The organism is Kitasatospora sp. NPDC093550 (assembly GCF_044764985.1).
Taxonomy (GTDB): Bacteria; Actinomycetota; Actinomycetes; order Streptomycetales; family Streptomycetaceae; genus Kitasatospora.
In genome coordinates, this window is the sequence record NZ_JBIWJF010000015.1 from 191,674 (window position 1) to 204,706 (window position 13,033).

Here is a 13,033-nt window from a genome sequence, read left to right on the forward strand (position 1 = left end):
CGGCGAGCGGCCCCGCCACCCGATCGGGTGGCGGGGCCGCTCACGTGGTGCCGACGGCCTGGGCCGTCCTACTGCCGGCCGCTCGCGAGGTCGAGCGGGCGGATCCGCAGCGCCAGCCGGGCCGGGACCAGGCTGGAGACCAGGGCCAGGACCAGGCAGACCGCGGTGGCGCCGGCCAGGGCGCCCCAGGGCAGGTCGAAGGCCGCGGACTGGGCCGCGTCGAGGACGCGGTTCTCGATCAGCAGGACGGTCGCGTACTGGGTCACCAGGGTGACGACCAGTCCGAGCGCGGCCGCGGTGGCGACCACCAGCAGGCTCTCGACCGCGACCACCCGCAGCACCTGGCGGCGGGTGCCGCCGGTCAGGCGGAGGGTGGCGAAGTCCCGCAGCCGGTCGCCGGTGGACATCATCATCGTGTTGACGATCGCGATCAGCGCGTACAGCAGCGCCGGGCCGAGGATGGCCAGCATCGCGATCCAGCCGTTCCTGGTGGTGGTGTCGTTGCGCGCCCCGATCCAGTCCGCGCCCGGGGTGGCCCGGGCCGCGCTGCCGCCCAGCGCGGCCGTGACCTGCTCGGGGCCCGCGCCGGTGGCCAGGTAGGCGACCGACACCGCGCTCCGGTCGGGGACGGCCTCGCGGGGCACGACGATCTCCGGCAGGTGCGGCAGCAGGTGGCCGACCCGGGCGACCAGCCGCAGCTGCTCCTGGGTGCCGTCCGCCAGACGGGCGTTCAGGGTGTCCCCCACGTGCCAGCCGAAGACCCGCGCCATGTCGCCGGAGACCGCGACCGTCTTGCCGTGCAGGTCCGCGAGCGAGCCGTCCTCGGCGGTCAGGTTCCAGGCCTCCCGCAGGTCGCCGTCGACGGCGAGGCCGTCCTCCGGGATCGGCAGGTCGGCGGGGCGGCCGGGGGCGGGCTGCTGGTCCGGGGTGGCCAGGCCGTCGAACCGGACGGTCGCCGCGGTGGTCAGCCGGGCGCCCGGCAGGGCCGTCAGGCCGCGCAGGGCGTCGGCGGGCACCGCCTGGCCGCCGGACGGCTCGATCACGTAGTCGGCCTTGAGGGCGGCCCGGCCCTGGGCGGCCATCGCGTCGCTGAAGGCCACCGTGCCGCCGACCACCGAGCCGGCCAGGCCGATCACCAGGAAGACCGGGGTCGCGGTGGAGACGGTGCGGCGGATCGCGGCGAGGGCGTTCTGGCGGGCGATCAGCCCGGCCGCGCCGGGCAGCAGCGGGACGAGCGAGGTGAACAGCCGCACCAGCGGCGGCACCAGCACCGGGGCGACCAGCACGATGGCGAGCACCGCCATCACGTCGAAGAGCAGGGCCCACTGGGGGGTGGTCTGCGGATCGCGCGACTGCGGATCGGCCATCATCGAGGCGGGCATCGAGATGAACGTCGACAGGGTGTAGCCGAAGACGCCGAGGAAGAGCACCGAGGCCACCCAGCGGACGACCGGCATCACCTTCTTGTCGACGGCGACCTCGTTCAGCGCCTCCACCGGCCGCACCCGGCCGGCCCGGCGGGAGGCCGCGTAGGCGCCGAGCAGGGCGACGACCAGGCCGCCCGAGGCGGCGAGCAGCAGGGGCAGCACGGCCGGCTCGGAGCGGAAGCCGCTCGGCGCGGCGCCCTGGTCGACCAGCCAGGCGGCGATCGCCGGGGCGACGGCGAGGCCTATCGCGCAGCCCGAGACCGCGGCGGCCAGTGCCACCACCACGGCCTCGCCGAGGACCAGGGCGCGGACCTGGCGCGGCGTCGCGCCGACCGCGCGCAGCATCGCCGTCTCATGCCGGCGCTGGGCGACGGCGAAGGCGAAGGTCGAGGACACCACGAAGACCGAGACGAACCCGGCCATCGCGGCCATGAAGCTCACCAGCTTGTGCAGCGAGGGCGCGCCGGGCAGCGAGTCCTCGCCCATCGTGGTGTTGAGCAGGACCCCGGCGGCGGACATCACCGCGACGCCGAGGGCGAGCGCGACGAAGGAGCCGACGAAGGCGAGCCACCGCCGCCGCAGCGAGACGGCGGCGATCGGGAGCAGCAGGCGGAAGGAGGTCATCGGGGGCCACCGCCCCCGCGGACGCCTTCCAGCGCGGTCATCCGCGCGGCGACGGTCTGCGGGTCCGGGCCGGCCAGCCGGTCGACGACCTGGCCGTCGGCGAGGAAGAGCACGGTGTCGGCGTAGGAGGCGGCGACCGGGTCGTGGGTGACCATGATGGTGCTCTGGCCCTGCTCGTCGACCAGCGACCGGAGCAGGGTGAGCACCTCACGGCTGCTGGAGCTGTCCAGGGCGCCGGTGGGCTCGTCCGCGAAGAGCACCTTGGGGGCGGAGATCAGCGCCCGGGCGATCGCCACCCGCTGCTGCTGGCCGCCGGACATCTGCGAGGGCAGGTGGCCGGTCCGCTCGCCCAGGCCGACCTGGGCGAGGGCGGCCTTGACCTTCGCGGGGTCGGGCTTGCGGCCGGCCAGGCGCAGCGGCAGGCCGACGTTCTGCTCGGCGGTCAGGGCGCCGAGCAGGTTGAAGGACTGGAAGACGAAACCGAGGCGTTCCCGGCGCAGTTCGGTCAGGGCGGTCTCGTCGAGGCCGCCGAGGTCGACGCCGTCGACGACCACCGTGCCGGAATCGGGGCGGTCGAGTCCGGCGGCGCACTGGAGCAGGGTGCTCTTCCCGGAGCCGGACGGGCCCATGACGGCGGTGAAACTGCCGCGGGCGAATCCGAGGGTGACCCCGGCCAGGGCGGTGACGGCGTTCTGGCCGGCCCCGTAGGAACGGGTGACCTGTTCCAGGCGTACTACGTCATTGTCATTCATCGTGATCCATTTCCTACCAGGTCGTCGGAGAAGGCGGATTGGGTTTCCGTCATGGAGCGGGGCGGCCCCGAGGGGCCGCCCCGTCACGACGGTCAGTAGCCTCCCCACCCGGCGAGGAGTCGATCCTGTTCCTCGGCGGAGATCAGCTCGACCAGGCCGGTCCTGGTCGACGGGGCGTCGATCACCGTGCGCAGGACGCGGTGGACCTGGTCCAGCAGGCCCCGGGCCTCGGCCTCGTCGTAGACGTCCGGGCGGTAGCCGAGGCGTAGTTCGAGCCCCGACCCGTGCAGCGCGGGGACGGCCTGCATCCGCAGCGGGTAGTGGGTGGCGTCGATGCTGCCGGCGTCGCCGAGGGCCAGTCCGTCGAGCCCGGCGGCCAGCGCCGCGGCGTCCAGCGGGGCGTTCTGGTGGATCACCGTGGTGTCGAAGAGGACCTGTCCGCCGGCGAGTTGCCGGATCTCGCTGAGGCCGAGGTGGTGGTGCGGGATCAGCCGGGACTGCTCGTCCTGGAGGCGGGTCAGGAGGTCCGACAACGGCTCGTTCTCGTCGATCCGGACGCGCACCGGCAGGGTGTTGAGGAACATGCCGATCATCCGCTCGACCCCGGGGACCTCGGCCGGGCGGCCGGAGACGGTGGCGCCGAGGACGACGTCCTGCTCGCCGGTCAGACGGGCCAGCACCAGCGCCCAGGCGACCTGGACGGCGGTGTTGAGGGTGACGCCCCGGGCCCGGACGGCGGTGGTGAGCTCCTCGGTGAGCTCCTCGCTCAGGTCGACCGAGACCGAGCCGTGCCGGACCGGGTCGCGGTGCGCCGCCTCCGGGGCGACCAGGGTCGGCCGGGCGTCGCCGACCGAGGCGGCCCAGGCGGCGCGGGCCGCCCCGGCGTCCTGCCGGGCCAGCCAGGCGAGGTGCTCGCGCGGCGGGGTCGGCTCGGGCAGCGCGTCGGTGGAGCCGCCGTGCCGGTAGGCGGTGAACAACTCGTCCAGCAGGACCGGCACTGACCAGCCGTCCCACAGGATGTGGTGGCCGGTCAGGACGACCCGGTGCCGTCCGTCGGCGAGCCGGGCGACGCGCAGCCGCAGCAGCGGCGGCCGGGTGAAGTCGAACGACCGGACGCGGTCGGCGAGGGCCAGCCGCTCGGCCTCGCCGACCGGGTCCGGGTGTCCGCTCAGATCGTCCTGGTACCAGGGGAGTTCGACCTCGCGGTGGACCGCCTGGAGCGGGCGGCTGAGGCCGGCCCGTCGGAAGCCAGCCCGCAGGCCGGGGTGGCGGGCGAGCAGCCGTTCGGCGGAGAGCCGCAGCCTGGGCGGGTCGAGGGGACCGTGCAGGTCGAAGTGGACCTGGGTGGTGTAGACGTCGACGTCCGTGTCGGCCAGCAGGGCGTGGAACAGGAAGCCCTCCTGGAGCGAGGAGAGCGGCAGGACGTCCGCCAACGCGTCGTCGGACGCGAGGAGTTCGGCGGCCTCGCGCTCCGACTCCGGGTCGGTGAAGACGCTCCGGGCGGGGGCGTCCGGCTCGGCCAGCGGGCGGGCGAGGACGGCCAGCGCCTGCGCCGTCCGGTGCTGGAAGACCTCGCGGACGGTGACCACCAGGCCGGCGGCCCGGGCCCGGGCGACGAACCGGATGGCCAGGATGCTGTCGCCGCCGAGGTCGAAGAAGGACTCGTCGGCGCCGACCGGGCCGGTGCCCAGCGCCTCGGCGAAGGCGGTGCAGAGCGCCGCCTCGACGGGGTTCGCGGGCGCCGTCCGGGGGCCGTCGGCGCTCTGGTCCGGGGCCGGGAGGGCCTTGCGGTCCACCTTGCCGTTGGCCGTCAGCGGGAAGGCCTCCAGGACGACGACGGACGAGGGGACCATGTAGTCGGGCAGGCTCTCGCCGACGAAGGCGCGCAGGGCGGCCCGGTCGATGCTCCCGCCCGGGTGGGGGACGGCGTAGCCGACCAGCCGTCGGTCGCCCGGGCGGTCCTCCCGGACCAGGACGAAGGCCTGCGCCACCGACGGGTGCAGGGCCAGGACGGCCTCGATCTCGCCGGGCTCGATCCGGAAGCCGCGGACCTTGACCTGGTGGTCGGCGCGGCCCAGGTACTCCAGGCTGCCGTCGGTCGCCCGGCGGACCAGGTCCCCCGAGCGGTACATCCGGCTGCCCGGGGCTCCGAACGGGTCGGCCACGAAGCGCTCGGCGGTCAGGTCCGGCCGGCCCAGGTAGCCGCGGGCCAGACCGGCGCCGGCGATGTACAGCTCGCCGACCACCCCGAGCGGGACCGGCTGCAGGCTCGAATCGAGCACGTACAGGCGGGTGTTGACGACGGGCAGGCCCATCGGCGGGGAGATCCGGCCGCTGAGCGGGCTGCTCATGCTGGCGCAGACGGTGGACTCGGTGGGGCCGTACGCGTTCACCATCCGCAGCCGGGCGGACCAGTGCTCGACCAGGTCGGGCGGGCAGGCCTCGCCGGCGACCACCAGGGTCCCGCCGGCGGGCAGCGCGTCCGGCGGGAGCACCGCCAGGGCGGTCGGCGGCAGGGTGACGTGGGTGACGCCCTGCTCCGCGATCAGCTCCACCAGGGCCGGGCCGGGCAGCAGCCGGTCGGCGTCGCCGAGGACGGCCCGGGCGCCGGTCAGCAGGGCCATGCCCAGCTCCCAGACGGCCGCGTCGAAGGACGGCGAGGCGAACAGCAGGACGCGGCTGTCCGGCGTCACGGCCAGGCCGGTCCGCTGGCTCTCCACCATGCTGGCGAGGCCGGTGTGAGTGACGACGACGCCCTTGGGGCGGCCGGTCGAACCGGAGGTGTAGATCACGTACGCGGGCCGGTCCGCGGTCAGCGGTGCCGTGCGGTCCCCGTCGGTCAGGTCGGCGGGGGAGCGGTCGGCGGTGTCGAGCGACTCGACCAGCAGCCTCGGCACCGGGCTGTCCGCGAACAGCTCGGCGGCCAGTGTGCCGGTGGTGAGCACCAGCTCCGGGGCGGCGTCGGTGAGCATGTAGCCGATCCGGTCGGCCGGGTAGCGCGGGTCCAGCGGCAGGAACGCGGCACCGGCCTTGAGCACCGCCAGCTGGGCGACGATCAGCTCGACCGAGCGCTCCAGCGCGATCGCCACGAACCGCTCCGGGCCGGCGCCCCGTTCCACCAGCAGCCGGGCCAGGCGGTTGGACCGCGCGTTCAGCTCGGCGTAGCTCAGCCGCTCCGCGCCGAGCGCGAGGGCGACGGCGTCGGGCCGCTCGGCGACCCGGGCCTCGAACAGCGCGGGGAAGGTGCCGGGCGCGACCGGCCGCGCGATGTCGTTCCACGCGGTGAGCAGCCGGTGGCGCTCCTCGGGGGCGAGGACGTCCAGCTGTCCGAGCGGCAGGTCCGGTTCGGCGGCGAGCGCGGCCAGCACCCGCAGCAGTCGGTCGGCGATCTCCCGGGCCTCGGCCTCGGTGAGCAGGTCGGTCTGGAAGTCGAGCCGGAAGGAGACGGTGTCGTCCATCGGGACGGCCATCAGGCCGAGGGTGTAGTGCACCGCGTCGTGGACCCGGACGTCGGCCAGCCGCACCCCGCGGACCGGGGCCCGCAGCGCGGTGGCGTCCAGCGGGTAGTTCTCCAGCACCATGGCGGTGTCGAAGAGTTCGCCGACCCCGGCCAGCTCCTGGATCTCGGCGAGGCCCAGGTGCTGGTGTTCCAGCAGGCCGGACTGCTCGGCCTGGAGCCGGCCGAGCAGCGTGGCCAGGGACTCCGCCGGGTCCAGCCGCAGGCGCAGCGGCAGGGTGTTGATGAACAGGCCCACCATCCGGTCGGCGCCGCGCAGTTCGGCCGGGCGGCCGGAGACCGTGACGCCGAAGGTGACGTCGGTGGAGTTGGTGATCCGGCCCAGGGTGATCGCCCAGGCGGCCTGGAGCAGCGTGTTCAGCGTCAGCCCGTGCGCCCGGGCCCGGGCGGCCAGACCGGTGCCGGTCTCCGCGGGCGCGCGGAACTCCAGCCGTCGCGGGGGCACCGGCACCCGGCCGGGCGGGGTGACCCGGACCCGGGTGGGCTCCTCCAGCCCCGCCAGGGCGTCCCGCCAGGCGGCGCGGGCGGCCGTCCGGTCCCTGGCGTCCAGCTGGACCAGGTGCTCGCGGTACGGGCGGACGCGGGGCAGCGCGCCGCCGTCGCCGCCGGCCGCGTACAGCGCCAGCAGCTCCTGGATCAGCAGCGGCATCGACCAGCCGTCCAGCAGTAGGTGGTGGTTGGTGAGCAGCAGGCGGTGGCGGTCCGCGGCGAGCCGGAGCAGCGCGAAGCGCAGCAGCGGCGGGCGGTCGAGGTCGAAGCGGCGGGTGCGCTCCTCGGCGGCGAAGGCCTCGGCGGCCTCCGGGCCGGCGCTCAGGTCCTCGTGGCGCCACGGGAGTTCGACCCGGCCCGGGATCACCTGCACCGGGCGGTGCGAGCCGGTGCGGAAGCCGGCCCGCAGGTTGGCGTGCCGCTCCAGCAGGGCCTCGGCGGCGATGCGCAGCCCGTCGGCGTCCAGCGGACCCTCGAGGTCCAGCTCCAGCTGGGCCAGGTACACGTCGGTGTCCTGGGCGTTGTAGAGGGCGTGGAAGAACAGGCCCTCCTGGAGCGGGGAGAGCGGCAGCACGTCGGCGAGGTCGGGGAGTTCGGCCTCCAGCTGCTCGATCTCGGCCTGGCTGAGCCCGGCCGGCGCGAGGTCGGACGGGGTCCGGCCGCCGGCGCCGGGCCGGCTGCCGTGCTCGGCCAGGGCGCGCAGCGCCGCGAACCAGCCGTCGGCCAGGGCGCGGACCTCCTCGGCCGAGCGCAGGCCCGGCGCCCAGCTCCACTCGGCGACCAGCTCGGGGCCGTCCGGCCCGTCCTGGGTCAGCGCGTTGAGCTCGACGGCGTGGGCCAGCGGCATCCGGTCGTCGGCGCCGGGCACCCGGTCGTCCAGCTCGGGCAGCACGGCCCAGTCGCCCTCGCCGGCGGTGAACCGGCCGAGGTAGTTGAAGCCGAGACCGGGGGAGGGGAGGGCGGCCAGCAGCGGGCCGGTGCGCGGGTTGAGGTGGCGCAGCAGCCCGTAGCCGATGCCCTTGTCCGGTACGGCGCGCAGCTGCTCCTTGACCCGCTTGAGCAGGGCTCCGGCGGCCGGGCCGCCGGAGCGGGCCTCGGCGAGGTCGAGGGCGCCGGCGTCCAGCCGGACCGGGTGGAGGCTGGTGAACCAGCCGACGGTGCGGGAGAGGTCGCCGCCGCCGAGGGCGTCGCTCTCGCGGCCGTGCCCTTCGAGGTCGACCAGGGCGCGGCCGTCGCAGGCGAGGGTCAGGGCGGCCAGCAGGACGTCGTTGACCTCGGCGTGGAAGGCGGCGGGCAGGCGGGTGAGCAGCTGCTCGGTGAGTCCGGCGGGCAGCCGCAGGGTGAGGCGTTCGGCGCTGCCGTGGGTGTCGCGGGCCGGGTCGGCCGGGTGCCGGACCGTCGGGTGGCCGGCTGCGTCCGCGCCGGACAGCACGCCCTGCCACCAGTCGAGTTCGGCCTCGCGCTCGGGCCGTACCGCCTCGTCGGCGAGGCGCCGGGCCCAGCCGCGGTAGGAGGTGCCGACCGGGGCGAGGGCGGGGGTGCGGCCCTCGTGGACGGCCTGCCAGGCCTCGGCGAGGTCGGGGCCGAGCACGCGCCAGGAGACGCCGTCGACCACCAGGTGGTGGACCATCAGCAGGAGCCGGCCGCTCTCGGCCGGGCCGCGGTCGAACCAGACGGCCTGCACGGTGACGCCCTCGCGCGGCGCGAGCCGGGCCCGGGCGGCGTGGCCCTCGGCGGAGCGCAGGGCGCGCAGGGCCTGCTCGTCGAGGCCGGTGGCGTCCACCCGGCGCAGGGCGGCGCGCACCGTGCCGGGGGCGGTGGTCGTCAGCCGCCAGTCGGCGGTGGTGCGCAGGCGCAGCGCGTCGTGGTGGTCGAGCACGGCCTGCAGGGCCGCGGTCAGTTCGGCCTCGGTCGCGCCGGCCGGGACGCGCAGGGTCAGCGACTGGTTGTACGCGTCGAACTGGTCGACGTCGCCGGGGTGTCCGGCCAGCCAGTGGACGATCGGGGTGGCGGGCAGCTCGCCGATCCCGGCGCCGGGCGCCTCGGCGGCGGCCTGCGGGAGGTCGAGGGCGGCGTCGGCGAGGCCGGCCGCCGTCCTGCGGGTGAAGACGTCCCGCGCGGTGATGGTCAGCCCGGCCAGCCGGGCGCGGGCGACCAGCTGGATCGACATGATGCTGTCGCCGCCGAGCTCGAAGAAGGAGTCGTCGGGGCCGACCGCGGACAGGCCGAGCACCTCCGCGAGCAGCTCGCAGAACAGCTGCTCGCGCGGGCCGCGCGGGGCCCGCGCGGCCTCGGCGGAGGGCAGCTCGGGGGCGGGCAGCGCGGCGCGGTCCACCTTGCCGTTGGCGGTGAGCGGCAGGGCGGGGAGCGGGACGACGGTGCCCGGGACCATGTAGTCGGGCAGCGACTGCCCGAGGAACTCCCGGAGTCCGGCGAGGTCGGGTGCGGTGCCGGGGGTGTCCGGGACGGTGTAGGCGACCAGCCGGCGGTCGCCCGGGCGGTCCTCGCGGACCAGGACGACGGCCTGGGCGATCCCGGGGTGGCGGCCGAGCGCGGCCTCGATCTCGCCGATCTCGACCCGGTAGCCGCGGATCTTGACCTGGTCGTCGCCGCGGCCGAGGTAGTCGACGTTGCCGTCCGGCAGCACCCGGGCGGTGTCGCCGGTGCGGTAGAGCCGGCCGCCGGGGGCGCCGAACGGGTCCGGCACGAAGCGCTCGGCCGTCATCGCGGGCTGGCCGAGGTAGCCCCGGGCCAGGCCGGCGCCGCCGATCCACAGCTCGCCGACGGTGCCGACCGGCACCGGTTCGAGCTCGGCGTCCAGCACGTACATGCCGGTGGCGGGGATCGGGCGGCCGATCGGCACCACCTGGGTGGGCTGCGGGCCGGTCACGTCGAAGACGCAGTTGGCGACGGTGATCTCGGTGGGGCCGTACTCGTTGACGACCCGGCCGCCGGTCCACGCGCTCCACTGCTCGGCGACCCGGCCGAGCAGCGCCTCGCCGCCGACGACCAGCACCGGGGCGAGGCCGTGGGCCTCGGCCGGGGACAGCTGGTGGGCGAGCATCTCCAGGTGGCCGGGGGTGAGCTTGAGGAAGTCGAACGGGCCCGATCCGACCAGCCAGGAGCCGAGGTCGGCGAGGTCGCGGCCCTCCGGGAAGAGGTGCACGGGGGCGCCGGTGAGCAGCGGCGCGAACAGGGTGGGCACCACGAGGTCGAAGGCGACGGAGGAGAACAGCGCCGCGCCGCCGCCGGTGCCGGTGTAGTCCCGGACGGCCCAGCCGAGGTAGTTGGCCAGGCCGCGGTGGGCGATCTGGACGCCCTTGGGGCGGCCGGTCGAGCCGGAGGTGTAGATGACGTAGGCGAGCCGGTCCGGGTCGCGCGGGACGTCCGGGCGGCCGGCCGGGAGGTCCGCCACCGCGGCCGGGTCGAGGACGGCCCCGGCGAACTCCGGGGCGCGGTCGCTGACCAGGGCGACGGCGCGGGCGTCGGCGAGCACGGTGGCGAGCCGGGCGGCCGGCCAGGCCGGGTCCATCGGCAGGTATCCGGCGCCCGCCTTCCAGGCCCCGAGCAGGGCGGCGAGCAGGGCCGGGGTGCGGTCGAGCAGCACGCCGACGACGGTGTCCGGGCCGGCGCCGGCGGCGCGCAGCCCGTGGCCGAGCCGGTTGGCCCACGCGTCCAGCTCGCGGTAGCTGACGGCGGTGCCGTCCAGGACCACGGCGGGGGCGTCGGGGGTGCGCTCGGCCTGGGCCTCGAAGGCCGCCAGCGCGTCGGTGGCGTACGGCGCCTCACCGAGGGCGGAGTTCCACTCGGTGAGCAGCAGCCGGCGCTCCTCGGGGGCGAGCAGGTCGAGCCGGCCCAGCGCGGTGTCGGGGGCGTCGAGGACGGCCCGCAGGAGGCGCAGGAAGCGGTCCTGGTGCTCGGCGACCTCGTCGGCCCGGTAGAGGCCGGGGTTGGCGTCGAAGTCGATGGTCAGGCCCTGGCCGTCGGCGCGGTCGTAGACGGCGACGCACAGGTCGTCGACGGGGCCGTTGGACAGGTTGTGGGCGAAGGCCGGGTACGCGCCGAAGTACAGCTCGGAGTCGAAGGCCATGATGTTGACGGTCGGGCCGACCAGGCCGTCCGCCGAACCGGTCAGGCCGAGCGCGCGGCAGACGTCCTCGTAGCGCGGCATCTGGTGCTTGAGGCCGCCGCGCACCTCGCCGACGGCCTGGCGCACCAGTTGGGCGACGGTCTCCTCGGGGCGCACGTCGAGCAGCAGCGGCACCCAGTTGGAGGCCATGCTCGGGGTGCGGCGGGCCGCCGGGGTGGTGCGGCCGGTGACCGGCAGGCCGATGATCTGCCGGCGCTGCCCGGTCATCCGCGCGAGGTAGCCGGCGACCAGCGCGATCACCAGGACGGACCACGGTGCGCGGGCGGCGCGGGCGATCTCCTTCAGCCGGTCGGTGTGCTCCTGGGAGAGCGCGACGGTGCGGCGGTGGAAGCCCACCGCCGGGTGGTCGGTGCCCGGCTCCACCGTGCGGTCCACCAGGCGGCGCGGCTCGGGGCGGTCGGCCAGCTTCTCGACCCAGTACCGCAGGTCGGCCTCGGCGGCCTCGGAGGCGCGGTAGTCGGCGTCCTCCGCGAGCACCACCGGCAGCGGGTCGAAGGTGCTCGCGGGGGGCTCCTCGCCCCGGCTCAGGGCGGTGTAGATCTCGGCGACCCGGGCGCCGACCAGGGAGCCGCCGTAGGCGTCGATGGCGATGTGGTGGGCCCGCTGGTAGTACTGGTAGCGGTCCTCGGCGATCTTGAGCAGCGCGAAGGTGTGCAGCCGGCCCTCGGACAGCTCGACCGGGAGGGTCAGGTCCGCGTCCATCCAGGCCCGGGCGGCGGCGGCCGGGTCGGCCTCGGCGCTCAGGTCGACCAGGGGGAGCGAGCGGTGCCGGGCGTCCGGGTCGAGGTACTGGACCAGTCCGTCCGGCTCCTGGACGACCCGGGTGGTGCGGTACGTCCAGGCCTCCTCCAGGTGCGCGCGCCAGGCGGTCTCCAGCAGCGCGTGGTCGACCGGGCCGTGGATCTCCTTGTACTCGGCGATGTTGTAGCGGCAGCCGGAGGGGTCGAGCTGGTGGGCGAACCAGATGCCGGTCTGCGGCGCCGAGAGCGGCAGCCGGATCGGGGTCTTCGGGTCAGACATTGCTCTTCACCCTCGTGGTCGTGGCGGTCGGGGCCGGGGCGGCCGGCGCGGGCCGGTGCCGGGCGAGGTACGCGGTGCAGGCGTCGCGGTCGGCGTCCACCAGCACCGTCGACCAGCCCGCCGGGACGGCGGCGAAGCCCGGCCAGAGGGAGTGCTCGCCGCGGTCGTTGACCAGCACGCGGTAGCACCCGGCCGGGTCGTTGAACGGGTTGTATGCCATGGGGTCTGTCTCCTCCTCCGGTGCGGGCCTAGGCGGCCGGGACGCCGAGCGTCCCGGTGAGCAGTGCGGTGAGCTCCGCGGGGTGGGTCTCCGGGTAGAAGTGGCCGCCGGGCAGTACCCGCAGGTCGAAGCCGGCGGCGGTGCACTCGGCCCAGCGCAGGGCGTGCTCGGGGCGGCAGGCGCCGTCCTCCTCGCCGACGACGGCGGTGATCGGGCAGAGCAGCGGGGCGCCCGGGACGTAGGTGTAGGTGTCCACCAGGTGGAAGTCGGCCCGCAGCACCGGCAGGGCCATCTCGCGCAGGTCCTCGTCCTCCAGCAGCCGGGCGCCGGTACCGCCGAGCCGGCGGACGTAGGCGAGCACGGCCTCGTCGTCCCGGCCGATCCCGGCGGGGCCCGGGACGGCGGGGGCGCGGCGCGCCGAGGCGAAGAGCCGGCGCAGCGCCGGGCGGTGGCGGGAGGACAGCCGGCGGGCCGTCTCGAAGGCGACCGTGGCGCCGAGGCTGTGGCCGAAGAAGGCCACCGGGCGGTCGAGCAGCGGTTCGACGGCGGCGGCGACGGCGGTGGCCAGGGCGTCCAGGTCGGGCGCCGGGGTCTCGCCGTACCGGTCCTGCCGGCCGGGGTACTGCACGGCGGTCAGCTCCACGTCGGCCGGCAGCCGGCCGGCGAGGTCGCGGAAGGCGGCGGCCGAGCCGCCGGCGTGCGGGAAGCAGACGAGCCGCGTCCGGGCGTGCGGCCGGGGGGCGTACGTGCGGAACCAGCGGGCGGTCTCCACCGTGGTGGTCTGGGCGAGCATCGGAAGCCTTTCAACCGACTCGGCGAGCGCCCGCGCCGCGG

Annotated in this window: 5 protein-coding genes; all 5 read right to left on the reverse strand. The window is 75.9% G+C overall.

Features of this window, described 5'->3' with window-relative positions; genetic code table 11:
* Nucleotides 1-68: 68 nt before the first annotated feature.
* The 5 genes from ACIRD3_RS24590 to ACIRD3_RS24610 all read right to left on the reverse strand — a co-directional run bounded on the left by ACIRD3_RS24590 (nt 69) and on the right by ACIRD3_RS24610 (nt 12,992).
* Nucleotides 69-2,051, reverse strand: coding sequence for an FtsX-like permease family protein (locus ACIRD3_RS24590; protein WP_402220381.1), 1,983 nt, complete (start codon nt 2,049-2,051; stop codon nt 69-71).
* Nucleotides 2,048-2,803 (reverse strand): ABC transporter ATP-binding protein, encoded by a 756-nt coding sequence (locus ACIRD3_RS24595; protein ID WP_402220384.1) that lies wholly within the window; start codon nt 2,801-2,803, stop codon nt 2,048-2,050. Before ACIRD3_RS24595 ends, ACIRD3_RS24590 begins: the two co-directional genes overlap by 4 nt.
* A gap of 92 nt (nt 2,804-2,895) precedes the next feature.
* The gene (locus ACIRD3_RS24600) at nt 2,896-11,979 is read right to left on the reverse strand and encodes an amino acid adenylation domain-containing protein (RefSeq protein ID WP_402220386.1); all 9,084 of its coding nucleotides are present in this window, start codon (nt 11,977-11,979) and stop codon (nt 2,896-2,898) included.
* A complete protein-coding gene (locus ACIRD3_RS24605) occupies nt 11,972-12,199 on the reverse strand; it encodes an MbtH family protein (protein ID WP_402220389.1) in 228 nt (75 codons plus the stop codon). Before ACIRD3_RS24605 ends, ACIRD3_RS24600 begins: the two co-directional genes overlap by 8 nt.
* Before the next feature lie 28 nt (nt 12,200-12,227).
* Entirely contained in the window at nt 12,228-12,992 is a 765-nt protein-coding gene (locus tag ACIRD3_RS24610; RefSeq protein ID WP_402220392.1) for a thioesterase II family protein, read from the reverse strand.
* Between the last annotated feature and the right edge of the window lie 41 nt (nt 12,993-13,033).